General features: G+C 39.1%; 23 protein-coding genes. 3 read left to right on the top strand and 20 right to left on the bottom strand.

Annotated features, from left to right (window positions below; genetic code table 11):
* Positions 1-13: 13 nt before the first annotated feature.
* Both J4N25_RS10100 and J4N25_RS10095 read right to left on the bottom strand, forming a co-directional pair.
* A complete protein-coding gene (locus J4N25_RS10100; RefSeq protein ID WP_207422068.1) occupies positions 14-1687 on the bottom strand; it encodes a sensor histidine kinase in 1674 nt (557 codons plus the stop codon).
* Positions 1688-1693: 6 nt separating this feature from the next.
* Positions 1694-3580, bottom strand: coding sequence for a S9 family peptidase (locus J4N25_RS10095; protein ID WP_207422067.1), 1887 nt, complete (start codon positions 3578-3580; stop codon positions 1694-1696).
* 230 nt (positions 3581-3810) lie between these two features.
* On the opposite strand from J4N25_RS10095, the gene J4N25_RS10090 reads away from it, so the two are divergent.
* Genes J4N25_RS10090 through rfbC form a run of 3 tightly spaced genes read left to right on the top strand, consistent with a single transcriptional unit; the run spans position 3811 to position 6494 of the window.
* Positions 3811-5613 (top strand): tetratricopeptide repeat protein, encoded by a 1803-nt coding sequence (locus J4N25_RS10090; protein WP_207422066.1) that lies wholly within the window; start codon positions 3811-3813, stop codon positions 5611-5613.
* Between the two features lie 27 nt (positions 5614-5640).
* Positions 5641-5943, top strand: coding sequence for a DUF4286 family protein (locus tag J4N25_RS10085; protein ID WP_207422065.1), 303 nt, complete (start codon positions 5641-5643; stop codon positions 5941-5943).
* 2 nt (positions 5944-5945) lie between these two features.
* On the top strand, positions 5946-6494 hold the full coding sequence (rfbC, locus tag J4N25_RS10080; RefSeq protein WP_207422064.1) for a dTDP-4-dehydrorhamnose 3,5-epimerase: 549 nt from the start codon (positions 5946-5948) through the stop codon (positions 6492-6494).
* A gap of 95 nt (positions 6495-6589) precedes the next feature.
* Here rfbC and J4N25_RS10075 read toward each other — a convergent pair whose 3' ends face one another.
* The 18 genes from J4N25_RS10075 to J4N25_RS09990 all read right to left on the bottom strand — a co-directional run bounded on the left by J4N25_RS10075 (position 6590) and on the right by J4N25_RS09990 (position 23891).
* A complete protein-coding gene (locus J4N25_RS10075) occupies positions 6590-7423 on the bottom strand; it encodes an OmpA/MotB family protein (protein ID WP_207422063.1) in 834 nt (277 codons plus the stop codon).
* A 9-nt stretch (positions 7424-7432) separates the two neighbouring features.
* Complete coding sequence (locus J4N25_RS10070; protein ID WP_207422062.1) at positions 7433-8095, bottom strand: DUF2461 domain-containing protein; 663 nt, start codon at positions 8093-8095, stop codon at positions 7433-7435.
* Positions 8096-8479, bottom strand: coding sequence for a DUF983 domain-containing protein (locus tag J4N25_RS10065; RefSeq protein WP_207422061.1), 384 nt, complete (start codon positions 8477-8479; stop codon positions 8096-8098). It abuts the gene before it with no gap.
* A 7-nt stretch (positions 8480-8486) separates the two neighbouring features.
* Positions 8487-8762, bottom strand: a complete 276-nt coding sequence (locus J4N25_RS10060; RefSeq protein ID WP_207422060.1) for a hypothetical protein — start codon at positions 8760-8762, stop codon at positions 8487-8489.
* An 11-nt stretch (positions 8763-8773) separates the two neighbouring features.
* Complete coding sequence (locus J4N25_RS10055) at positions 8774-9313, bottom strand: DUF420 domain-containing protein (RefSeq protein ID WP_207422059.1); 540 nt, start codon at positions 9311-9313, stop codon at positions 8774-8776.
* Positions 9314-9326: 13 nt separating this feature from the next.
* On the bottom strand, positions 9327-10028 hold the full coding sequence (locus J4N25_RS10050; protein WP_207422058.1) for an SCO family protein: 702 nt from the start codon (positions 10026-10028) through the stop codon (positions 9327-9329).
* Positions 10029-10031: 3 nt separating this feature from the next.
* Positions 10032-10382: a cytochrome C oxidase subunit IV family protein gene (locus tag J4N25_RS10045; RefSeq protein WP_207422057.1), complete on the bottom strand. Its 351-nt coding sequence runs from the start codon at positions 10380-10382 to the stop codon at positions 10032-10034.
* 19 nt (positions 10383-10401) lie between these two features.
* On the bottom strand, positions 10402-11106 hold the full coding sequence (locus tag J4N25_RS10040) for a cytochrome c oxidase subunit 3 (RefSeq protein ID WP_207422056.1): 705 nt from the start codon (positions 11104-11106) through the stop codon (positions 10402-10404).
* Between the two features lie 10 nt (positions 11107-11116).
* Complete coding sequence (locus J4N25_RS10035) at positions 11117-11692, bottom strand: cytochrome c oxidase subunit 3 (protein WP_242695849.1); 576 nt, start codon at positions 11690-11692, stop codon at positions 11117-11119.
* A gap of 11 nt (positions 11693-11703) precedes the next feature.
* Positions 11704-12585, bottom strand: coding sequence for a heme o synthase (gene cyoE, locus J4N25_RS10030; RefSeq protein WP_207422054.1), 882 nt, complete (start codon positions 12583-12585; stop codon positions 11704-11706).
* Between the two features lie 4 nt (positions 12586-12589).
* A complete protein-coding gene (locus J4N25_RS10025) occupies positions 12590-13657 on the bottom strand; it encodes a COX15/CtaA family protein (protein ID WP_207422053.1) in 1068 nt (355 codons plus the stop codon).
* Between the two features lie 75 nt (positions 13658-13732).
* Positions 13733-15616: a cytochrome c oxidase subunit I gene (locus J4N25_RS10020; protein ID WP_207422052.1), complete on the bottom strand. Its 1884-nt coding sequence runs from the start codon at positions 15614-15616 to the stop codon at positions 13733-13735.
* A gap of 20 nt (positions 15617-15636) precedes the next feature.
* Positions 15637-16995 (bottom strand): cytochrome c oxidase subunit II, encoded by a 1359-nt coding sequence (locus tag J4N25_RS10015; protein ID WP_242695848.1) that lies wholly within the window; start codon positions 16993-16995, stop codon positions 15637-15639.
* A gap of 11 nt (positions 16996-17006) precedes the next feature.
* A complete protein-coding gene (locus tag J4N25_RS10010) occupies positions 17007-18242 on the bottom strand; it encodes a quinol:cytochrome C oxidoreductase (protein WP_207422051.1) in 1236 nt (411 codons plus the stop codon).
* Between the two features lie 17 nt (positions 18243-18259).
* A complete protein-coding gene (locus J4N25_RS10005) occupies positions 18260-18847 on the bottom strand; it encodes a c-type cytochrome (RefSeq protein ID WP_369410850.1) in 588 nt (195 codons plus the stop codon).
* Positions 18840-19376: a DUF3341 domain-containing protein gene (locus J4N25_RS10000; RefSeq protein WP_207422049.1), complete on the bottom strand. Its 537-nt coding sequence runs from the start codon at positions 19374-19376 to the stop codon at positions 18840-18842. Before J4N25_RS10000 ends, J4N25_RS10005 begins: the two co-directional genes overlap by 8 nt.
* A 6-nt stretch (positions 19377-19382) precedes the next feature.
* A complete protein-coding gene (gene nrfD, locus J4N25_RS09995) occupies positions 19383-20846 on the bottom strand; it encodes an NrfD/PsrC family molybdoenzyme membrane anchor subunit (RefSeq protein ID WP_207422048.1) in 1464 nt (487 codons plus the stop codon).
* Between the two features lie 30 nt (positions 20847-20876).
* Positions 20877-23891 carry a TAT-variant-translocated molybdopterin oxidoreductase gene (locus tag J4N25_RS09990; RefSeq protein WP_207422047.1) on the bottom strand — a complete coding sequence of 1005 codons (3015 nt, stop codon included), beginning with the start codon at positions 23889-23891 and terminating at the stop codon, positions 20877-20879.
* Positions 23892-23907: the final 16 nt, after the last annotated feature.

Here is a 23907-nt window from a genome sequence, read left to right as displayed (position 1 = left end):
GGTTAATAAAAATCTACAGGATATAATTATAAGGAAGCGTAATAGTAAATTCAGAGCCTTGCCCCACTTTACTTCTTACTGTAATATTACCTTCCATAAAATTAACAAGTTCCTTACAAAATGCTAATCCTAAGCCTACGCTTCCGTGTTGATTATACTCGCTTTGAATACGGTAAAACTTCTGGAAAATATTCTTCATTTCCTCTTTCGGAATACCGATACCTTTATCTGTAAACTTGAAAACAATATCTGTTTTTTCGTGGGCTATATCAATATCTAGTTCCTTTTTACCGCGAAGAGAGTATTTATACGCATTGTCCATCAAATTTTGAAAAAGACTTCCGAGTAGAACTGGGTCAGTATAAAAGTGATCCACATTACGAATGGTATACGATATTTGGAAGTCGTTATACTTTAAATTATACGTATCAACGATGTTTTGTACAAACACTTCAAGATTAATATTCTCACGTTTCACCTTTATAACCTGGTTTTCAATCTGGGTGAAAGACAGAAGTTTATTCATCAAATCGTTCAATTTATCTGCCTCCTCATCAAGGATCTTCCCGTAATGTAATCTTTCTCTTTCGCTAAGTTGACTAGCTCTTCTAATATTGTTCCCCGCTATCTTGATAACACTCACTGGTGTTTTAAATTCATGTGTTAAATTATTTACGAAGTCATATTGAAGTTTGAAGAGCTTATTGTTAATATTCAAATTGCGATAAATAAGGAAGCCTATTGCTATTAGAATACCGTAAACCATCAAAATGGCTAAAGCAAGAGGAAAATATCGCCGCACTATTTCGTCTGAGAGAAAATCCGATGAAGAAACAAAATGAAGCTTATAGCTACTAAAGGCTCCTGTTAGCGGAAATTCCGTAGAAACCTGCTCTGGTTCAACCTCTATAATATCAGATGTGAGAGGTATTATGGTTATTCCCTCGTAAAGATGAGGATGAATATTCTTTATCCTTATTTTTCCAGGATCTAGTAGAAAAGACAGAACATCCTGCTGGTAAACCGGTGATCTGCTACCCTCATCTTCCATGAGTTGCTTGAAAGCCTTAATCTCCTCCTCACGGGGAATATTCATAAAAGTAACACGATTGTTTGTTACATTATAAAATGTCCCTAAGGATTCATCTGATAAGGTACTTCTATTCAACTCAAAACTTTGCAGAAATGCAGCCAACTTAACTGACACGCGGTTAAATTCGTTTATATACTTTACAGGTCTTAATCCTGAAGCCTTAGTATATAAAACTACCGAGTCTTCCGGCTGCTTTCGGTAATACTGCGCAATAGCCTTTGGTGCAATCGTTAGATTATTTACACGGAATGCGTACTTCGTTTTGTGATTACTTACTTCTGTATCGTAAAAGATAATACGACTAACAAAAGGAAATTGGTCAAGAATAGTCTTTGAAAATTTGTAGGCGGAAGACGCATCGAGATAACCCTGATACAATGAAATCTCAGGTATCCTATTTTGAAAAAAGTCATTATAGGGTTTTATAGTTTCATCTACAACTTCTGTTTTCTTTCTCTCAAATTCGTCATACACGTACCTTGACGTAAAATTATAGGCAATAGTTAATGCTGCTACTAACGAGGCAGCTATTAAGATCAGAAATACAATATTTAGAACAAAGTTCTTTTTTCCCGAGAACTTCCTGATAATCATATCCTTTTACTTATTAGAAAGGTACTTCTCAAAAAACTTCTCAAGCTTGGTGTAATACTCGTAGCGATTTTCTGGGTTACGAAGAGTATATTTTTCTGTTTCCTTAACAATATAGGTCACAGGTATATTTCTTTTACGCAGCTCTTTAACAAACTGATTTGTTTCGTTCACCTTTACCCTTGGGTCTTTAGCATCCTGTGCGATGAACACTGGTGCCTTTATTTTATCAGCATGAAAAACCGGAGACGCATCTCTCAAATAATCTATGTCGGTCTCAGGATTGCCGACCATCTCGTAATACATTTGAAGAGTAGGTTTATAATAAGGAGGCACAGCTTTAAGATAGGTGAACAAGTTTATATACCCTGATTGTGATGCGCCACAAGCATAAAGTTCCGGATGTTTTGACAATCCACTTAAAGCGCTGAACCCACCAAAACCTGCACCATATATCCCAATTCGCTTTGAATCAGCAATTCCCTCCTTTATCAACCATCTTACTCCATCACTGATATCATCCTGTACAATCGTTCCCCACTTTTTAAAACCTGAAATCCAAAACTGCTTTCCATAACCACCCGAGCCACGAAAATTAAGTTGAAAAACTGCAAATCCACGATTGGCAAGAAATTGTACTTCAGAACTATACCCCCAGGAATTGCGATCAGTTGGGCCGCCATGAGGAATTACAATCACGGGAAGATTTACAGGATCTTTATTCAAAGGAAGAGTAAGATATCCTTTTATAACAGACCCCTCCCTGTTCCTAAAAGAAATCGCCTGCATCTGGCACATTTCCTCTGCTTTAATCAAAGGATTTATTTCTGCTATTTTGCCTAGCTGCTTAGCCGCAGGCCTATATAAATAATAAGCCCCCTGGGTCCTATCCGTAAAAGTCCGAATAATATTTATCGAACCGGTTATATTTTGATCTGCAATTACTACCTCGGTATTAGGCAAAAGCTTTTGAAGGGTCTTGTATACTTTACTAGCCGCACTATCGAGATAATATCTCTCTCTTTTCCAGGTTTCAAAGCCTACAGAAATCAATTTCCTTTTTTTATAAGAGTACTCCGCGTCGCTTATATCGACATCGTCATGACTGTACAACTCCCTGGTCTCCTTCCCAAGCGAACAGTCAAACTGTACCAGGGCCGATTTATCTCTTTTTATATTAGAAATAGCGTAAATACAAGTGCGATCATTGTCACAAAAGGCTACCGGCTTAAGTTTTGTCTTAAAATTATTGGTAACAACCGGCCTGAATGGCAAGCTGGCATTTTCTCTGAAAAGTAATGTTTCATTAACCCCATCACTCGCCAGTGCCATACGAATATCTCCTTCTCCGTCGGTGAACCATTGGAATATATTACCAGGATTTTCCTCTACAAGCTTTAAGGCCCCCGACGTCAAATTCAATTTATATGCGTCAAAAACGGTTGAATCCCGTTTATTAAGTCCCAGCACGAGCTCATTATTAGTGATATTCTTCCAGTTAATTAACTTTATGTTTAATTTCTCATCCGCAAACAACTCCTTTACAGCTTTCCCTTCCTTGTCTACTGAATATAAAAACGCGCCAGACCTGCTATCCGGAGAGAAGAGTAAGGATTTATTATTTGCCCAACAATAAAAACCGATATTCCTACTGGTTAATCGCGTAACCTGTTTAACATTGCTCCCATCAAGGTCCTGAACAAAAATATTTAGTCTGTTCCTGTAGGGCTTAAGAAAGGCATATTGTTTACCATCAGGAGAAAGTTGAAAATTCGTTTTCTCAGGATTTCTGAAAAAATCTTCAAGGGGAATTTTACGGGCTTCCTTCTCCTGCTTGCAACACACGAATACACTTAACAACAACATCAGCAAACAGATACCAAAATATCTCAGCATAAAATTATTTCCCCTCATTATTCAAATTACGAACTACTAAAATATTTGTTTTGCAACCAGTCACACGTAACATTTAGAATACAACTAATGTATTGTTTCAAGCATAAATCATAATTTATGTCGTTATCTTTAAACTTATGCTTCGCGGATAAATTATTAGCGCTTTTATTACAGATATGAGAATTTTGAGATCCCTAGATTTAAAAAGCTTGCTATTTTCTCCTTCAGTAATGATTACATTACTGGTGTTAGCATTTCTTCATGCTTCTGCCCAACGCAATTCTGAAGATGCCTTAGCTATACAATATTATCAAAACGCTGAATATGATCGTGCTGCTATAATCTATGAAAAACTTTTTAACCGTTCCCCAAATCCATCCCTATACTACGACCAGTATCTAAACGCCCTGATTAAGATTAAAAGGTATGATGATGCTGAGAAGGTGGTAAAAAAGATGTTGAAAGATGTTCCAGATAACCCTTCCTTTAAAATAGATTATGGCCGGGTCCTCCAGGAACAGGGGCATCAGGCTAAAGCTAATGAGTGGTATGGCAATATCATCAAAAACCTCCCAACAAGCGAGCATGCCATTCGTGAAGTTTCTATCGCCTTTTATAGAGCTACAGCCTACGATTATGCTACAAAAGCATTGTTACAAGGCCGAAAACTACTTAAAGATGAAAGCCTTTTCTCTTACGATCTTATTTCCCTCTACCGTTACCAGAAAAATAAGCCAATGCTCATTCAGGAATACTTAAATCTCTTAGGCTCTCCTGAACTACAGCCCAACATTATTAATCAGGCCAAAAATGCTTTTGCAACTGTTCTTGAGACTACAGAGGATTATGATCAGTTGAAAATAGCACTGCTAAAAAAAATTCAGAAAGAGCCGCAAAGCCTGGCATTTCCCGATCTCCTTGCCTGGTTGTTTTATCAGCAGAAAGAGTACAATTTGGCACTTAAACAAATTATCTCTCTTGACAAGCGTCAGAAGGAGGACGGTGAAAGAGTATACGAATTTGCCGCCACCCTTATTGCTAATAAGGCTTATGAGCCCGCTGTCGAAGCTCTAAATTACTTAGTGTTAAAAGGCAAAGAGCAGCAGTTCTACATACCAGCAAGAATACAGCTATTGAATTGCAAGAACCAACTGTTGACTAATGGAAAATTTTCCAAGGATAATCTTTTACAGCTCGAAAAAGACTATAAAGATCTTATCAATGAATTTGGAAGAACTCATAATACTGTTTTCGCAGTAAAACAATTAGCCAACTTACAAGCATTTCATCTCCATAAGCTTTCCGAAGCTGAAACACTCCTCGAAAACGCGCTTAAGGTGCCTGGGCTTCCTCCTGCTTCCATCGCTGCGATTAAGCTTGACCTTGGCGATATTTATATTTTAAATAACGAACCCTGGGAGGCGGCGCTAATCTTTGGACAGGTGGAAAAGGAGTTTCCTAATGAACCTAACGGGCAGGAAGCTAAGTTCAGAGGTGCAAAGCTTTCTTACTATCAAGGGGAGTTTAATTGGGCGAAGGCTCAACTTGATGTGTTGAAAACCTCTACATCGCAACTCATTGCTAATGATGCCTTAAATCTAAGCCTACTAATCCAGGAAAACACTGCGAGCGAAATAGACACTAATGCTTTGAAGAAATTTGCTTATGCGGATCTCCTTACTTTTAAAAATAAAGGTTCAGAGGCGCTGCTTGTTCTTGATAGCATTCAAAAGATTTATCCCGGCAACTCGTTGGAAGACGATATTCTAATGACTAAAGCTAAAATATTTCTTAAACAACAAGACTTCCAACAAGCTATCGTTCAATTACAATCCATTACCCAAAACTATAGCTATGATCTTTGGGCAGACGACGCTTGGTTCATGCTCGGAGATATATACGAAAACCAGCTACAAGACAAGGAAATGGCCAAACAGTGTTTTCAGAAGATCATCAATGATTTTCCAGGCAGTATACTAGCCTCAGAAGCCCGGAAACGTTTCAGAAACTTAAGAGGTGATACTATTGGTTAACATGTATCTTACCTTTATCTTCGCAACATGGTTTTGTTTAATATTACTATCATCATCGATGATAGTATAAATGATGAATGGTTAAGGTGGATCAATGAAGAATTTATCCCGGAAGCGATGTCAAGCAATCTTATTGCTTCAAAGCGTCTTTTAAAAGTTCTTGATTCACCTAATGAAGGCATTACCTATTGCCTGCAGTTTGTTCTTGATACTATTGCTTCTTACCAATCCTTTCAACAGAATCAATTCGCTTCATTGATGAATAAACACTCAATAAACTTCAACAACAAGTTTGTTTCGTTCAACACCTTAATGGAATTTATAGACTAATAATGAATATTATACCAACCACAATTGAGGGATTAGTAATTATTGAGCCGAAGATATGGAAAGACGACCGAGGTTATTTCTACGAAAGTTATAACAAGAAAATCTTTGCAGATGCTGGTATCGATGCAGAGTTCGTCCAGGATAACCAATCCTTCTCTCAAAAAGGCACATTAAGAGGTTTACATGGACAAGCAGACCCTTTTGCTCAGGGAAAGTTGGTGCGTGTTATTCAAGGAAAAGTTATTGACGTAGCTGTAGATATTAGAAAAAATTCACCAACATACGGACAACATGTTAGCATTGAACTGAGTGCAGAGAATTTTAGAATGTTCTGGGTTCCGCCCGGGTTTTTGCACGGCTTTGTTACTCTGGAAGACAACACCATCTTCACGTATAAGGTAACTAATCTCTATGATAAAGCCTCTGAAATCGGTGTTATTTGGAATGATGCAGACTTGAACATAGACTGGGGTATAGAACCTGAAGAAGCTATTTTGTCTGAGAAAGATAAAGTTCTGCCCTCTTTTAAGGACTTTGTCAGCCCATTTTAACCAAGTTTTCTTTTAAATACAAATGCCCCAACAGTTTCCTAACTGCCTGGGGCATTTGTATTTAAAAAGTGAGATCTTCACTACTACCGATGCATTTACTTGATCAAATCGTACAATTCGTCAAGCTTCGGAGATAGAACAATTTCAATACGTCTGTTCTTGCTCCTATCCTCGGCAGAATTGCTTAAAGCAAGTGGTTGATATTGACCTTTGCCTGTAGCAGTTAGCCTTTTGCTATCGATTTTTTCTACTTCTGTTAAAAATCTTACTACTGAGGTTGCTCTTAGCACGCTCAAATCCCAATTATCTTTAATCTGACCCAAATTGGCGACCTTTTGATTATCGGTGTGCCCCTCAACAGCAATATTTATTTCCGGTTGTGATTTGAGAACCGCTGCAAGCTCAGTAAGGGCTTGTCTACCTTTGTCATCTATAATAATACTACCGGTATTAAACAAAAGCTTATCTGTAAGTGAAACATAAACCTTTCCGTTCTTAATCTCAACAGTTAAACCACTTTGTTGAAAACCCAGTAGAGCTTTCTGAAGCTTGTCTCGTAATGCATTCGTTGCCTCGTCACGCTTTCTTAAAACATCCTCAACCTCTTTCAACCGTGCTTCCCTTTTTTGTAAATCAGCTGATAACTTATTTATCTCTGAGGAGCTATTCGCACGCAAAGTAGCATAGTTCTTATCTAAACCTGAAAACTTGCCCTCAAGTTCGGCAATCCTGCCATGTAACTCTGCAGTATCTGTTTTCAAACGGCTAATTTCCTCCTCCAGACTCTCTATTTTTACATTTGCTTTACTCCATCCCGCTGATAACGAATCTTTATCAGCCAAAAGGGATTTATATTTTTTTGTGGACATCACCACACAAGAACTTAAACAAACAGCTGCTACCAAAGCTGTAAAAAACCATCTCATCATAGTACAATATTAAGCATTCGCGTTTCTCAAAAAAACAATTAGAGGATATAATTTTTCGAAAGAATCAGTCACAATTTCTATGGCGTTAGGGGCTGCAAGCTCATTATCATCTAAAGCCCGGGTAGCAACGAAACTTTTAAGCTTCAAATATTCAATATCCGGATGGTCCGATGGATATCCTTTAGGAGCCGTTTGAAGCTTATCTTCAACACTAAGAGTGTTGAAGGTATTCTTGAAGCTATCTGAATCTATGATTTCATGCCAGTGCGAACCATTATAATCTATTTCCTGACGTATAGATTTCAGAAGCTCTGGCGTAGGATGCCAGGCGCCTCCCCCCACAAAACATTTTCCCGGTTCAATATGAAGGTAATATCCAGCTCCATCAAAATTTTTACCATTTGCAGATAATGCTATTCCAAAATTCAGTTTATAGGGCGATTTATCTTTACTAAACCTTATGTCCCTGTAAATACGCATAACACAATCTTTCGGGTCGAGATGTTCGGGAATCGTACGATCAATCTTAGAAAGGGACTTGATAATCGTTGAGCCGAACTCAAGCACATTTTTATGGGAATTCTCGTAAAGATGCTTATTTTGTTTAAACCAGTCCCGGTTATTGTTGTCTTTTAATTTTTCTAAAAAATCAAATGTTGAAGGTAAGATCATTTACTTATCGTATTCTGAATTGTACTTTACTTTAGGCGAAAGCCAATGTAGCAAAATAACTCTTGAATACCGGTAATTGAAAGGAGCAAGTAAAAAAATGACAGTAAAAATGGTTCCGATATAAAGCATTGGATTTTCACTCCCACCACTTAAATAATATGTCAACATGGCAGTTGTGACAATCTCAGCTACGTTTAATGCATAACTTACATACATTGCTGCATAAAAGTATCCTGGTTCAACTTCATACTTCATACCGCAATTCGGACAATGTTCGTTCATCTTTTGGCCCTTGAACGAATAAACCGGGCCAAGGAAAATTTTGCCTCTCCTGCACTTCGGACACTTCGCCTGAGCTACTGCTTCGAACTTTGACGTTGCCACCGTAAGATCAATTAAGGTTTATTTTCTCATCCCTAATATCAATACTTACATTTTTACGGCGATACTTCTTATACCACAAGAAGCCAACAGCTGCAACAGCTAGATAGGGAGCCGCGAGTAGGTACAAAATGCCATTATTAAGTCCCTTGCCTTGGGTGTTACCATTCTGCACCGAGTTCTCTGCATTCATAGTGCACATTGCACACTGAGAGTAAGCACTAGGGACTATCGCAAACGTAGAAAGGAAAACTAGAACAACTACACAATATTTCACAACTTTCATTTCCTGATTTATTAAAAGCTATAGTATGGAGATATCATAATGTACACAATTACTCCAGTTACAGTCACATACAGCCATATTGGGAAGCTCCAACGAACAAGTTTACGATGACGTTCTACATTCATCAATAAACCACTATAGAAGCTCAGCAATACTAACGGAAGAACAACCGCAGCAAGTATAATGTGTGTAATTAATATAAAATAATAAACATACCTGACTGTTCCATCTCCTCCATAAGTTGTCTTAATACCCGTGGCATGAAAAATAATATAGGAAACAAGAAATAAAGAGGAAAGAATAAAAGTAATAACATTCAATACCTTGTGCGTTCTGATGTTTCTCTGCCTGATCTGAAATAACGAAATAACCAGAAGAACACTACACGTGCCATTCAAGATGGCATTAAGTTTCGGCAATACATACACCCAGGAAGGAAACTGCTGACCTTTTGGAAATATGGTTAAAACTTTAGCCTGGAGGATTAATACTACAAGAAAAACAAATATGGAAATACCCGTTACTATACGTAACACTACTTTATCATTCATAATTTAAGCGAGATTATCGATATGCTACTTTTCGAAGTTCTTCAGCTACCTGCACTTTAATTTCATCAATCAGTTTATCAACTTGTTCTTTGTTAGTACCATCGTAATATCCTCTGATCCGTTTTTTTGGATCAACAAGAATAAGCAGTGAACTGTGATTAATGTTATCAGGTGCACCAGTGTCAAGCACGTCTACTAAAAAATCTCTCTTTGCAAGTTGATAGATCTTCCCCTTATCCCCTGTCATGAAGAACCATTTTCCAGGTAATGCACCCTGCCCTGTAGCGTACTTTTCCAGTACCTCCGGTTTGTCGTTCTCAGGATCTACGCTTATGGAATAAAACTTTATAAGAGGATTGGTCTTATATTCCTCCACCACACGCTTCAGCTGGCGATTTACAGTGGGACATACCGTCTGACAACGGCTAAAAAAGAAATTTACAACGGTAATCTGAGCGGTGTCTGCAGGAAGACCAACACTGTCACCACGTTGATCGATAAGCTTAAAATCACTTATGGTGTGATAGATAGTGTCGGGGATCTTCACACCCCTTTTAGTATGAAAGGTGGATGCAACCTGTTTAGGACCAAAAAAACTAAGGGGCTTGTACCTGTTCTTTCCCTTTTCCTGAAGTAAATAATACAAAAATCCTGGTACCGCAAGTATGGATACCAGGATTAATATTTTTTTTATTGAAGATCTATTATTAGCCATTCACTAGTGAGGCATATGCACATTCAGGTAAGAACCCTCTGTTAGTAATAGTACAATAAAATAAATTATAAAGATTAACGAAATTACGATGCTAGTTATAAATGCATACCTTTCAAACTTAAGGTGCATAAAATATGCTACGATGTAATATGCCTTAAGAAGAGTTAATGCAATATATATGAAGTTAGTAAGCCCGTCGCTTAAGCCAATCTTAGGCTTAATTACTAATGCTATAATAAATTCAAGGACAGTAATACCTAGTAAGTAAAAAAATACTTGCCAGATCTTTCCTTTAGTCATAGAAGCATGTTCTTCGTGATGACCTTCTGTATGTGAGTGATGCTCGTGAGCCATTTGATGTTCCGATTAGCGATTAAACAAGATAAAAGAATGTAAATACGAATACCCAAACAAGGTCTACAAAGTGCCAGTATAAACCAACTTTCTCAACCATAAGGTATGTACCGCGTTTTTCAAACACATTACCTATGGTCATGAACAAAATAATTATGTTTATGATAACACCACTAAAAACGTGAAACCCGTGAAATCCGGTAATTGTAAAGAACAAGTTAGAAAACTGTAGAACACTTACATGGTCCCCATCAATTTCTTTCAAAGTTTCAGCATGAGGTACTGATCCCCACCAAAAGCCTTCATGATGTAAATGTGTCCATTCAAGAGCCTGGCAGCCAAGGAACATGAAACCACCAATAATTGTAGCAACCATCCACCATACTACTTCCTTTTTGGCCCCACGATGACCGGCTTCCACTGCCAAAACCATAGTTACAGAGCTCATAATCAAAATAAAAGTCATGATCCCTACGAAAACCAAAGGAGCCCCATGGTCAGTTATTCCAGGAATAGATTGAAATACTTTATCAGGATCAGGCCAAGTTAATTTACTAAATCTTTGCGCTCCATAATAAATCAAAAATGCAGAGAATGTAAAAGCATCTGATAGTAGAAAAAACCACATCATTATCTTTCCGTATTCTACATTAACAGGCGACGTACCACCGTCCCACGGACCTGTTTTTACTTCGTCTAATTTTGATACAGTAGTAGTATTCATTAATATTACGTTATTGGTTCAAAAGTAAGAAAACATATAAATAAATCCATAGTATATCCAGAAAATGCCAGAAAATAGAGGCTAGCTCCATCTTAAACAAATTTCTGTATTGCACTATATTTTTGACACTTCCCCTATAGGCATTAACCAAAACAGCCAGACCTCCTATAATATGCAGAAGATGGGTTCCTGTCAATACATACAAGAAAGACTGCGAAGCATTAGGGTTTACAAAATAAACACCCGAAGCAATAAATGATTTCCAGGCAGAGACCTGAAGTACAAAAAATATAACTCCAAGACCCAGTGTTAATAAAAGATATAAGCGCTGGCTGCTGAATTTTAATTCCTTGGCGGACTTATACGCCAGGTGCATTGTAATGCTACTTAAAATAATTGCTACCGTACTATAATTGAATACAGCTGGAAGAATCATTTTTATCCCTCTACTAGGGTCGCCAGCAGTATAAACAATAAAGCCACTGGTTAAAGCAGCAAATAGCATGAATGATGTGATTATAAATAACCACATTAGAAACTTCTTTGGCCGAAGATTAACCCGGTCTTGTTCAAATGAATTTTTCATTGTAATAGCCGTCATAATATCCTGTTAAAATCAAACAACAACACTAACTGTACCACAGGGAGATAAAAAAAAGAGCCGAACATTACTTTCTGCGCCGACTTTATATCTAAATTTCTGTACAGCATAAAACCAAACCAGCAAAATATTAACCCGAGAATCAATGACACTGCCCCGATCAACCATCCACCAAACCCCATCAATGTAGGTAGTAAGCTCACTGGTATCAATACAATTGTAGATAGCCAGGTCATAAGTGCACTTATCTTATCCCTTTTTGTTGTTGGCAAAAGTCTGAAGCCTGCTTTCTTATAATCATCGTCCAAAACCCAGGCTATCGCCCAAAAGTGCGGGAATTGCCATACAAATTGTATAAGAAACAGAATCACTGGTATCCAGGAAATCTGAGGGCGATCAAATGCAGCAAAATATCCAATCAATGGAGGTAAAGCTCCTGGAAATGCTCCAATAAAAACAGCTATTGGCGACTTTCGTTTTGATGGCGTATAAAGGAATGCATATAATAATATAGAAAAAACAGACAACACTCCGGTGAGGAAGTTGAGACGGACAAGGATCAACGTGCCAGCAATCCCCATAAACAAACTCAAAACCAAGGCTTGTCCCGTAGTCATCCTACCGGCAGGTATTGGCCTGTCGCTGGTCCTTTTCATCAACTTATCAAGATCCTTTTCAATTATTTCATTAAAGCCGTTTGCAGCGCCCGTAACAAGGAATCCACCAACAGTCAAAATAAGCCAGTTTATCCAATTTATAGACTCGTCCTGCTGCTTATTGCCTATCAAAAAAGAAACAGACGCAGAGAAAACGACCAAGAACGTAAGTCTTAATTTAATAAGCTTCTTAAAATCCGAAATAAAACTCTCCTCGCTCACCTTACTACACAAAAGATTTCTTATACATTTTATTCTGTTTCAATATCAGAAGCAAATAGAACTGCGCTCCGAAAGTTAAAGTTGCAAGTAAAATATGAGCCGCCTGTGCTATAGGAGGCAAAGCCAGATAGGCTAATGTTATACCTGTTACTAATTGTGCAAGTATCAGAAAAAATATATACACAATAAACTTAAACTGGTAACTATTACCTAAATACTTCCTTCTCATTAATACCAGCATAACCACGTTAAGTCCAAAAACTAAAATGGCCATGTTACTATGAAAAATATAGACCAGGTCTCCCTTTGTTACCCACTCTGACCTGTTCAGATAATTCATAGATCCAGCTACCTCATCAACTGCTTCCCTAACTTCAGTTCCTAAAGTAATTTGAAGCACAGTAAGAATCAAAGCGCCTATTGCCAACGACCTTAAGTTACCAGCAGCTTTATTGGCAAGCAACATTCTATCTCTTAGCACCCTTGCATAATAATAAGTGTAAATACTTATAGCTAAGATCGCAATAGCTATTAGCATATGAACAGTTACTATCCAGGAGACAAGATTAGTGGAAACTACGATCGAGCCAAGCCAGGCCTGGAACACTACCAGGAGAAGGTTGAAGACACTCAAAAAGAAAATCCGCTTCTTCACCTTGAGGTATACTATCGAAAATACAGCACAAGCCAGTAAAAACAAACCGGTTAACGCTCCTATTAACCTGTTAATGTACTCGGTCCATGTTTTGGAAGCATTGAATAACTCGGGTTCAAGAACACTTTTGTCCGTTCTCAACTGATCGGCCAGATTGGAAAATCCAAACAGATCCAAGGTTCGGGCAAACCTTTCATTCTTTTTAACCCTTTGACTTACGTATTTCTCCTGATAATCATCAGGTAATTCAGAAACGTCGGTTGGAGGAATCCACTTCCCAAAACACTTAGGCCAATCCGGGCATCCCATGCCCGAGCCGGAACTTCTTACTACCCCCCCTGCAAGAATCAGAACGAAAAGAGAAATAATCGTAATATGATTAATAATTAAGAACCTTCTCTCGCCGCTTCTAAACATATATCTGGATAAAAAATTGGGGTATCTGTAAGTATGATCTTACGGCAGATACCCCAATTTGTACTTTTATCTTAATTAAACTTTCTCTGCCTGATGCTGTTTCTCCCACTCTAGCTGAATACGCTCTGCCTCTGCATTTCCTTCGAAATCGTGAGGAAGATTAGAGCTCATTGTTTCAGAGAAAGGAGTAGTTTGAAGAATAAAATCTTCAGCATGTCCGGGTTTGCTATAGTCATATGGCCAACGGTATACTGTCGGTATTTCACCAGGCCAGTTCCCATGGATGTGCTCCACAGGTGTAGTCCACTCAAGAGTATTTGACTGCCAAGGATTCTCCGTAGCCTTCTTTCCATTGAAGATCGAATTGAAAAAGTTCCAAAGGAAAGCGATCTGACCTAAAGCAGCAACAATAGCCGCCCATGATACAAACGTATTTACTGTTAACCACTCTTTCATGAATTCAAATTCAGTGAATGCATAGTAACGACGAGGCACACCATCAAGACCCATAAAGTGCATTGGGAAGAATACAAGGTAAGCTCCAATGAAGGTCAACCAGAAGTGTAAATAGCCTAATTTATCGTCCATCATTCTTCCAAACATCTTAGGGAACCAGTGATATACTCCACATAGCATTCCGAAGATCGCTGCTGAACCCATTACCAGGTGGAAGTGAGCAACAACAAAATATGTATCGTGAAGATTGATGTCTAACGCTGCGTTTCCTAAGAAAATACCTGTTAAACCTCCAGAGATGAAGAAAGAAACAAGTCCAATAGCAAACATCATTGCTGGAGTGAAACGGATGTTACCACGCCATAATGTTGCAAGATAGTTGAACGTCTTAACAGCTGAAGGAACTGCAATGATCAAAGTAGTGATCATGAACACCCCACCCAGGAAAGGATTCATACCTGTAACGAACATATGGTGACCCCAAACAATGAAGGAAAGGATTGTAATACCAATCAGGGAGTAAACCATTGCATGATAACCGAAGATCGGCTTACGAGCATTTGTTGCAATAACTTCGGAAGTAATACCCAAAGCTGGCATAATTACGATATAAACCTCCGGGTGACCAAGGAACCAGAACAAATGCTGGAACAAAATAGGACTACCACCTTGCTGAGGCATAACCTGCCCTTGGATCACAAGATCCGAAAGGTAGAAACTTGTACCAAAGCTACGGTCAAAGATCAACAATACTACCCCCGCTACAAGAACTGGGAATGAAAGTACACCAAGGATAGCTGTAAGGAAAAGAGCCCAGATGGTTAGAGGCATCTTCCAAAGATCCATACCCTTTGTACGCATATTTAATATTGTACTGATATAGTTCAGCGCACCCATTAATGAAGACGCGATAAAAAACACCATACTTATCAACCATAAGGTCATACCTAGACCAGAACCTGCAATTGCCTGAGGTACCGCAGATAGAGGAGGATAAATAGTCCAACCCGCACTCGCCGGTCCACTTTCAACGAAGAAAGAAGACATCATAATAACACTGGCAATGAAGAAGAACCAATAAGATAGCATATTAAGGAACGGAGAAGCCATATCTCTCGCCCCAATCTGCAATGGAATAAGAAGGTTACTAAATGTACCACTCAAACCAGCAGTTAATACGAAGAATACCATGATAGTACCATGGATGGTAACTAGTGCAAGGTAAAAATCAGGTTTTATCCTTCCCCCCTCTGCCCACTTACCAAGAAAAGTTTCTAACAGCGGAAAGCTTTGATCTGGCCAGCCTAACTGGATACGGAATAAGATTGACAGAAACATTCCTATTACACCCATTATGATACCGGTGATCAGGAATTGTTTAGCAATCATTTTGTGATCCTGACTAAAAATATACTTAGTCAAGAATGTTTCATGATGATGCCCATGATCATCATGTCCATGCCCAGAATGCTCTAAAGTATGATGAATTGCTGTGCTTGACATATCTTGCTTTATCTCTAATTCTAATTGTTAATAGCTAATTTATTATTTACAGCAGCTCCTGAAGTACTTTGCGCCGACTGTAATTCCTTTTTCACATCATCTGTAAAGAACAAAGACTGTTTTGCTAACCATTCTTCGTATTCTTTTTGATCCACTACTCTAACTTTATATTGCATATTATAGTGCCCTGCACCACAGATTTTAGCACACAGAAGGATATAGTTGAAGGCTTGATTATTTGTCTTCTCACGCATCTGCTGAGTGGTAAGTCTCGGAGTAAATTGGAAATACGTAGGCATACCAGGAACGGCGTTCATTTGAACCCTGAATTCAGGCATGTAGAAACTATGAAGGATATCTTTAGAATTGATAGTAACCCTTACCGGTTTACCAACTGGAAGTACGATTTCGCTTCCTAACTTATCATCCCAGCTCTTCGGATCTTTAAAATCAATACCAAGTGAGTTCGTAGCAGAAGTAAGCTTATAGTTTCTCTTCCCTAGTTGATTATCTGAACCAGCATATCTTACGTTCCATTTGAACTGCTCACCAGTAACCTCAAGGCTTAAAGCATTTTTTACCTCATCTTCCGGCGGATTTGTTATCCTTCTCCAGGTGAAGAATCCAAAAACAACTAAACCAGTTAGAACTAAGGCTGGAATGATGGTCCAAAGACGCTCGATTGCGTTATTATGAGGGTAAAAGTAAGCTTTACGCTTATTTGAACCTGTATACTTAAATGCAAATACAAAGAGAAGGATTTGGGTAATAACAAACACAAAAGTTGTGATTGCTATAGTTACATACATCATGTTGTCAAGGGTAACACCATGTTCAGATGCTGATTCAGCAGTTGATATATTTCCCCAGTAGCTGTAACTCCAGTAAGTTCCGTATAAACCGGCAACCAGGAATACAAGAAATAGTATACTCTGAAGCAAGTTCCAGTTAACACCACCTTTTTTGCCTTGCACTTCACGGCTCAACTCATATACTTTTAGAACCTTACCGATTATTCCCAGGAATACACATACTAATACGAACAATAGCACATAATAGTAAGCCGATTTGTACACCTCTGAATCATCTCTTGTCTGTGCTGCTTCTAAATCAGCTAACTCTGTATCGTCTTCAACACTAGTCGAAACGGTTACATCACTCGGAGTATCACCAATAGAACCAATATTTGAATTGATATTCTTTGAAGTATCAGCAGCAACATTATCCGCTGGTGCAACATTAGCGCCGGGTTGCTGTGCAGATACAGGCGAACTTAAAGCTAATACACATAGTAAAAGCATAGTAAGTAGAGCCCCGATCTTAAAAAATTTATTAAACCCCATTTTTTTATCTACAAATACGTAATTAGTAAATTTCATTATTAGTTCCACTAAATGTGGTGATGTAAGCTTTCCTCCAGGAATGGGTGATTCTTTGCCACCAATGGCTTCTCTGCTAACTTCGTTAACATTAAGTATGCGAATAATCCTGCAAATCCTAATGCGATACCAATTTCGGTAATTCCAAAAGTGTGGTGCTCTTCCATTGTTCCTGGCATGATCATCATATAGTAATCCAACCAGTGACCGCATAGTAAGAATATACAAACGAAAGTAAGTACAGTTGTCTGACGCTTAGCATCGCGAGTCATAAGAATTAGAACTGGCGATAAGAAGTTCATAACGATATTTATCCAGAACCATGGCTTATAAGTAGGCTCCCATCTCTTATAGAAATATACTGTTTCCTCAGGCATGTTAGCGTACCAGATCAATAGGAACTGGGCAAACCACACATAAGTCCAGAATATAGAGAATGCAAAAATGAACTTACCAAGATCGTGCAAATGGTTTTGATTTACCCAAGTTAAATAACCTGACTTTTTAAGCAGGATCACAGTCAGCGTAATAGCACATAAGCCACTCACCCACATAGCTGCGAAATTATACCAGCCGAACATTGTTGAAAACCAGTGAGCTTCCAGGGACATGATGGTGTCAAATGACCATATAGGGGTTGTAAAACCGAAGATCACAAGGAAGATAGCAGAGTACTTGAAGCTCTTGTTATAATTTGAAAGTCCACCTTCCAAATCCTCATTATTTGAGAAGCGAGCAAGGGCTAGAGCGAAAATGCTATAGATACCAAGGAACACTACTTGTCTGATCAGGAAGAAAGGCTTATTTAAGTATCCGGATTTACCAGCAATTAAAGCATCGTAATTCTCGCTGTTAGGGTCAGTTAATCCCTCTTCACTCCAGTGATGATAAAGATTATGTGAATATAAACCTGCTGCTATAATAACTACTAATACAACCGAAGCAATAGGTAACACCTTTGCAAACGCTTGAGGAACCCGAAGGATACCTGCAGACCATCCAGCTTGAGCAACAAACTGAAGTGCTAAAAAGAAAGCTCCTGCAGCACAAACGCAAGTAAAATAATAACCCATTAACAATAGGTTGGCGAATGTACGCTCTGCCCTATGTGCTTCATGCGGGTCGAGCAAAAAACCATAGGCAATTGCAATAACGCCTATGACAATGGCAATTAAACTCCAGGATTTTGCTTTCCCTGCGAATTCAAATTGTTGACTGAAATTATGTGTATGATTATGATTTCCCATTTGGCTATTACAATTTACTATTGCACTTTTTGCAATTCATGAACGTACATTACAATTTTCCATCTTTCAGTAGGTGAAAGCTGCGTACGGTGTGGCCCCATCAGGTTTAATCCGTAAGTGATCGTGTGGAAGATTTTTCCGTCCGTCAAATCCTTCATTGCACCACCTCTTGATGAATTACCTGTTGAGTAGGATGGTGGCGGCGGGAACTTCTCCAATTTCACAATAGATCCGTCACCCTGACCTGTATTTCCATGGCAATGAGAACACATGTGTAAGTACAAAGTCTTTCCTTGTTCAAGTGTCTCTGTGGTTCTTGCCACTGGATTTTTGAGGTTTGCACTGGCAGCCAGATAACCTTCAATTGTATTTGGATAGTCGTCCATTACTTTATCATATCCAACAGGAGCTGTGCCGGCAGGAGGAATTTGAGCCGTTTGCCCATTTGCAAAATTCCTGTTTGGAGAATCGTAATTAGGTGCAATCGGGTCATACATGTTCCTGGCAAATTCTAATCCAGGTTCTTTATTATCTCCGCAGGAAGAAATAACAGATGCAACTGCAGCTGTTAAAAAGGTAATACCTAATATCCTGAGCTTATTCATAACTAACATACTTCCTTTCGTTGTGCAATATTTCAATAGCACCTGCTTCGTTTAACAAACTATTTATCTTATCTGGATATGGATTTGCCTGAGCGTCAATAGCAATTACAAATCGATCGTTAGTTGCTCTAAGATCCATTACTCTTGGAGCCCTTCCCGGAAAGAAGTGGTTTGCATAGAAAAATGTAAACATCATTCCGTATGAAGCAAAAAGGATGGTAAGCTCAAAACAAATTGGCACAAAGTCAGGCATTGCAAAGGGTGGTTTACCACCTATATTCATTGGCCAGTCGTAAACCAGCATATAATAAATCATCGAAAAACCAACAAGAGTACCGGTGATGCCGAAACAAAAGGCTGCAATAGGCAAACGAGAACGTTTGTATCCAAGCTTGTCTTCGATACCGTGGATAGGCATTGGAGTATATACGTCATAAATCTTAACGTTATTCTCCTGTAACTTATCGATCCCGTGCATCATGTCATCAGGATCTTCAAAATGACCTAAAATATATTTTGTGTTGCTCATTATTACTTAAACTTTTAGGTAATCTACACTATCATATTTCTCCAGAGAGTCAAGATATTCTTCTGCCTGCTCTGGTTTAACTTTTCCTTCGCGAATCAACTTCTGTTTAGACTGATCACTTGCCGACTTAAGGATCAGTTTCACCTCTGCCATTGCAATACCTGGAAGTACACGTAAGAACAGAAGGAACAATGTAAAGAATACACCTATTGAACCTACGAATAGAAGAACGTCTACTACAGAAGGGTAGAACATAACCCAGCTTGAAGGAATATAGTCACGGTGAAGAGAAGTTACGATAATTACGAAACGCTCGAACCACATACCGATGTTTACAACAATGGATAGTAACCATGAGGCCCAGATACTTGTACGGATCTTCTTGAACCAAAATAGCTGAGGAGAAATAACATTACAAGTCATCATACTCCAATATGCCCACCAGTAAGGACCACTGATACGATTTAAGAATGCGTATTGTTCATATTCCACACCAGAGTACCAGGCAATAAATAGCTCAGTTAAATAAGCCACACCCACAATCGAACCTGTAACAGTGATGATCTTGTTCATAGATTCTATGTGGAACATCGTAATATAATTCTCCCACTTCATCACCTTACGTGCAATTAACAATAGTGTTTGTACCATTGCGAATCCGGAGAAGATCGCCCCTGCAACGAAATAAGGAGGGAAGATCGTTGTATGCCAACCTGGTTCCAATGAGGTTGCAAAGTCGAAGGATACAATTGTGTGTACCGAAAGTACCAGAGGAGTAGAAACCCCAGCCAGAATTAATGATACAGCCTCAAACCTTTGCCAGTTTTTTACAGAACCAGCCCATCCGAAAGAAAGGATAGAGTAAACACGACGACGTACACCTGTTGCTCTGTCGCGGATCGTAGCGATATCAGGCAATAAACCTGTATACCAGAATACTAATGATACAGAGAAATATGTAGAGATCGCAAATACGTCCCATACAAGCGGCGAGTTGAAGTTTACCCAAAGAGAACCAAACTGGTTAGGTAGAGGGAAAACCCAATATGCTAACCATGGACGTCCCATGTGGGCGAAGATGTAAGTTGCAGCACAAATAACGGCGAAGATCGTCATTGCCTCTGCTGAACGGTTGATGGAGTTTCGCCAGTTTTGACGGAAGAGTAGCAATACCGCGGAGATCAGAGTTCCAGCGTGACCGATACCTACCCACCATACGAAACCGGTGATATCCCAAGCCCAACCTACAGTTTTATTAAGTCCCCAGGTACCCAGACCTACCCAAAAGGTGTAGCTGATAGTAACCACCCAAACAAGGGCAAAGAACACTGCAATACTAAAACCGATCCACCAGGCTTTATTTGGTTTATTTTCAACGGGAGCCAGAATATCTTCAGTGATCTGAGAATAGGTTATATTCTCCCCTGTGATTAATGGTTCCCTTAATATTGATTCGTTATGACCTGCCATAATCTTTTATAAATCTTAACTATGATTCAATTAAGCTTCTAATGTATTTCTAACTTTTGTTTGATAACCAACACCTGGCTTTGTATTAATTTCCTCTAATACATAGTAGGTACGCTCGTTCCCTAATGCTTTACGAACTTCAGAGTTAGGATCGTTAGCGTCACCGAAAATGATCGCATTAGTAGGGCAGGTTTGCTGACAAGCAGTTTGAATTTCTAAATCACGCAGAGGGCGCTTTTCAATCTTAGCCTGTAGTCTTCCAGCTTGGATACGTTGTAAACACATTGTACATTTCTCCATTACCCCACGGAAACGAGTGGTAACATCAGGGTTAAGTACTAATTGTGTGAACTCATTATTCATGTAGTTATCGAAACGTGAATCGTTCCAATAGTTAAACCAGTTGAAGCGACGAACCTTATATGGACAGTTGTTAGCACAATAACGTGTACCTACACAACGGTTGTAAGCCATATGGTTCAAGCCATCTGAAGAGTGCATTGTAGCGATAACCGGACAAACAGTCTCACAAGGAGCATGGTCACAATGCTGACAAAGCATTGGTTGGTTAACTACAGTTATATTTTCGAAATCATCTTCAAGATGTTCAAGTTCTTTCTCTTCTGTGATTGACTTGCCTTCTGCTTGTACGCTGTAGTAACGGTCGATACGTAACCAGTGCATTTCACGACGACGACGAACCTCGTCTTTACCTACAACAGGAACATTATTCTCCACATTACAAGCAACAACACAAGCGCCACAACCAGTACAAGCGTTAAGGTCAATCGCCATCACCCAGCTATGCCCAATTTGTTTGTGCTCTGGCCAAAGATCATAGTCTTTGTGCTCACCGTGTTTGCTGCTACCAGCGTGAGGATTACTAACGTAATTCTTGAATGAAGTCTCCTGAATTACATTACGCCCTTCAAAGGTATGGTGTGTTTGTGTTTGAGCTAATTCATTTCTTCCTGAACCTCTCTCTATTTCTACGGAAGTTGCTCCCTGGAATGTACCTCTTTGGAAAACAAGGAATGGATAAGCATTTTTACCTACTTCATTACCAACTTTTCCAGCATGAGTACGACCGTAACCTAAGGCGATAGATATAGTTCCTTTAGCCTGACCAGGTTGGAAAAGTAAAGGAAGTTCAATAGAACGATCTCCAGCTTTAACAACTACATTCTCGAACTCGTAGAAACCTAATTCATCAGCATGTTTAGGGTTAATAGCGACATAATTATCCCAGGTAACTTTGGATACTGGATCAGGAAGCTCCTGCAACCACGCATTGTTTGCGTAGCGACCGTCACGGATAGCAACTGAAGGATACAAAGTTAATTGAAGAGTCTTCTCCCCTGCCTTGTTGAGAGCTCCACTTGCACTAACGATTGACTGAGCAGCTCCGCCAACATTACCTGCAAAAGTGGCTCCAGCACCAGCAGCTGCCGGTAAAGCTACTACGCCTTTTTGAAGCAATTGTCTCCATGTAAGGCCAGCTTGTGGCAATATATTTTTCTCCCAGGTAGCTTTAACGTACTGGTAGTAGTTCTTGATAGGGTTATCAGACCACAACAACAAACTTTGCTCTGGCTGACGGGTATTGTAAACCGGGTTGATGGTTGGCTGTACGATAGTATAGTAACCGGCAACAGGATTTGCATCGTTCCAGGTCTCGAGATAGTTTGGAGATGGAGCAATTGCATCACATAAACTAGCGGTCTCGTCCGGACGATCAGCAAAAGAAACTTTAAGTGCTACCTTAGATAATGCATCACTAAACTCCTTCGCGTTAGGGAAGGTATAGGCCGGATTAGAGTTCAGGAAGAAAACTGCACCGATTTGTCCTGCATTAGCTTCCTTAACAAAGGTTACAAGATCTGCTTCATTTCCTGTATACTGGTATGAAGGATTTGAAATATCTATTGTAGTGCCGTAGCTACCAAGAAGGCTGTTGATACCATTAACAATAGTTTGAACAGCAACATCATTAGATCCACTTACAACTAAAGCTCTTCCTTTTGCAGCTGATAATTCTCTAGCTGCTAAGGCGATTGCCTTTTCAGCTTTCGGACTAGCTAGCTTCTGAGCTGGCACTGCACCACCTAAAGCATTAAAAAGATTTAATAAAGCTAAGCTTTCATCAGATGGTTTAACAGGGATCCTCGCATCAGCGTTCATACCTGTTAATGAAAGACCTGACTCTACCTGAATATGACGAGACATCTTCTTATTTTTCAAAGAAGCCATGTTTCTTTTCTTAACCCACTGACGGTTATACTCAAGAGGTGAAATCCAGGTACCAAGGAAATCAGCTCCAAAACTTACGATAACATCAGCTCTGTCAAAATAGTAGTGAGGTACTACAGCTCTACCAAAGCTGCTCTGATTTGCCTGAATAATACCTGAATAAGATATTGCATCAGCCTGAATATGTTTAGTGTTAGGATATTTCGCGATGAAATCTGCTATAACTCCCTTAGCTGAAGGGCCGTTAATAGTTGATGATATAATCCGGATCTGTTTCCCAGATGCCTGACTTAATCCAGCGCGAACAAATTTATCTAATTCATCCCAGGAAGTATCTTCTCCTTTTACCCGGGGGCTTTTGAGTTTAGATACATCATAAAGATCTAGAAGTGAAGCCTGAGCTACCGCATCAAGGCGTCCTTCGCCCAAAATACATGATGGATTACCTTCAATTTTAATAGGACGACCTTCACGGGTTTTAACTAAAATTCCGTAGCCGTTGTAACTTGAAGCGTAAAAATTTGGAACACCAGGAGTAACTTCCTCTGGTTTAATAAGATAAGGAATTGACTTCTGTACCGGAGCTTTTTGACAAGCGGCAAGAGAAACTGCTCCTACACCAAAACCTAAAGCCTTTAAGAAGTCACGACGAGGAGTAACAGTTTTTAATCCTGCTTCATTCAGTACTTCTTCAATTGGCAATGACTCTGCGAATTCGTTCTTACTACTTTCTACAAATTCAGGAGTTTGTTGCAGTTCTTCTAAACCTTTCCAGTATTTTTTATTGCTTTCCATTTAAGCTATATAAACT

This window comes from Desertivirga brevis (assembly GCF_017355835.1).
Note: the sequence above shows the minus strand (reverse complement) of the source record. Positions and strands in the feature narration are given on the sequence as shown.

What these genes read in the sequence shown, in the direction of transcription:
- J4N25_RS10100 (WP_207422068.1), bottom strand. Translation starts at nt 1,687, where the DNA reads ATGATTATCAGGAAGTTCTCGGGAAAAAAGAACTTTGTTCTAAATATT.
- J4N25_RS10095 (WP_207422067.1), bottom strand. Translation starts at nt 3,580, where the DNA reads ATGCTGAGATATTTTGGTATCTGTTTGCTGATGTTGTTGTTAAGTGTA.
- J4N25_RS10090 (WP_207422066.1), top strand. Translation starts at nt 3,811, where the DNA reads ATGATTACATTACTGGTGTTAGCATTTCTTCATGCTTCTGCCCAACGC.
- J4N25_RS10085 (WP_207422065.1), top strand. Translation starts at nt 5,641, where the DNA reads ATGGTTTTGTTTAATATTACTATCATCATCGATGATAGTATAAATGAT.
- rfbC (WP_207422064.1), top strand. Translation starts at nt 5,946, where the DNA reads ATGAATATTATACCAACCACAATTGAGGGATTAGTAATTATTGAGCCG.
- J4N25_RS10075 (WP_207422063.1), bottom strand. Translation starts at nt 7,423, where the DNA reads ATGATGAGATGGTTTTTTACAGCTTTGGTAGCAGCTGTTTGTTTAAGT.
- J4N25_RS10070 (WP_207422062.1), bottom strand. Translation starts at nt 8,095, where the DNA reads ATGATCTTACCTTCAACATTTGATTTTTTAGAAAAATTAAAAGACAAC.
- J4N25_RS10060 (WP_207422060.1), bottom strand. Translation starts at nt 8,762, where the DNA reads ATGAAAGTTGTGAAATATTGTGTAGTTGTTCTAGTTTTCCTTTCTACG.
- J4N25_RS10055 (WP_207422059.1), bottom strand. Translation starts at nt 9,313, where the DNA reads ATGAATGATAAAGTAGTGTTACGTATAGTAACGGGTATTTCCATATTT.
- J4N25_RS10050 (WP_207422058.1), bottom strand. Translation starts at nt 10,028, where the DNA reads ATGGCTAATAATAGATCTTCAATAAAAAAAATATTAATCCTGGTATCC.
- J4N25_RS10045 (WP_207422057.1), bottom strand. Translation starts at nt 10,382, where the DNA reads ATGGCTCACGAGCATCACTCACATACAGAAGGTCATCACGAAGAACAT.
- J4N25_RS10040 (WP_207422056.1), bottom strand. Translation starts at nt 11,106, where the DNA reads ATGAATACTACTACTGTATCAAAATTAGACGAAGTAAAAACAGGTCCG.
- J4N25_RS10035 (WP_242695849.1), bottom strand. Translation starts at nt 11,692, where the DNA reads ATGAAAAATTCATTTGAACAAGACCGGGTTAATCTTCGGCCAAAGAAG.
- J4N25_RS10025 (WP_207422053.1), bottom strand. Translation starts at nt 13,657, where the DNA reads ATGTTTAGAAGCGGCGAGAGAAGGTTCTTAATTATTAATCATATTACG.
- J4N25_RS10020 (WP_207422052.1), bottom strand. Translation starts at nt 15,616, where the DNA reads ATGTCAAGCACAGCAATTCATCATACTTTAGAGCATTCTGGGCATGGA.
- J4N25_RS10015 (WP_242695848.1), bottom strand. Translation starts at nt 16,995, where the DNA reads ATGAAATTTACTAATTACGTATTTGTAGATAAAAAAATGGGGTTTAAT.
- J4N25_RS10010 (WP_207422051.1), bottom strand. Translation starts at nt 18,242, where the DNA reads ATGGGAAATCATAATCATACACATAATTTCAGTCAACAATTTGAATTC.
- J4N25_RS10005 (WP_369410850.1), bottom strand. Translation starts at nt 18,847, where the DNA reads ATGAATAAGCTCAGGATATTAGGTATTACCTTTTTAACAGCTGCAGTT.
- J4N25_RS10000 (WP_207422049.1), bottom strand. Translation starts at nt 19,376, where the DNA reads ATGAGCAACACAAAATATATTTTAGGTCATTTTGAAGATCCTGATGAC.
- nrfD (WP_207422048.1), bottom strand. Translation starts at nt 20,846, where the DNA reads ATGGCAGGTCATAACGAATCAATATTAAGGGAACCATTAATCACAGGG.
- J4N25_RS09990 (WP_207422047.1), bottom strand. Translation starts at nt 23,891, where the DNA reads ATGGAAAGCAATAAAAAATACTGGAAAGGTTTAGAAGAACTGCAACAA.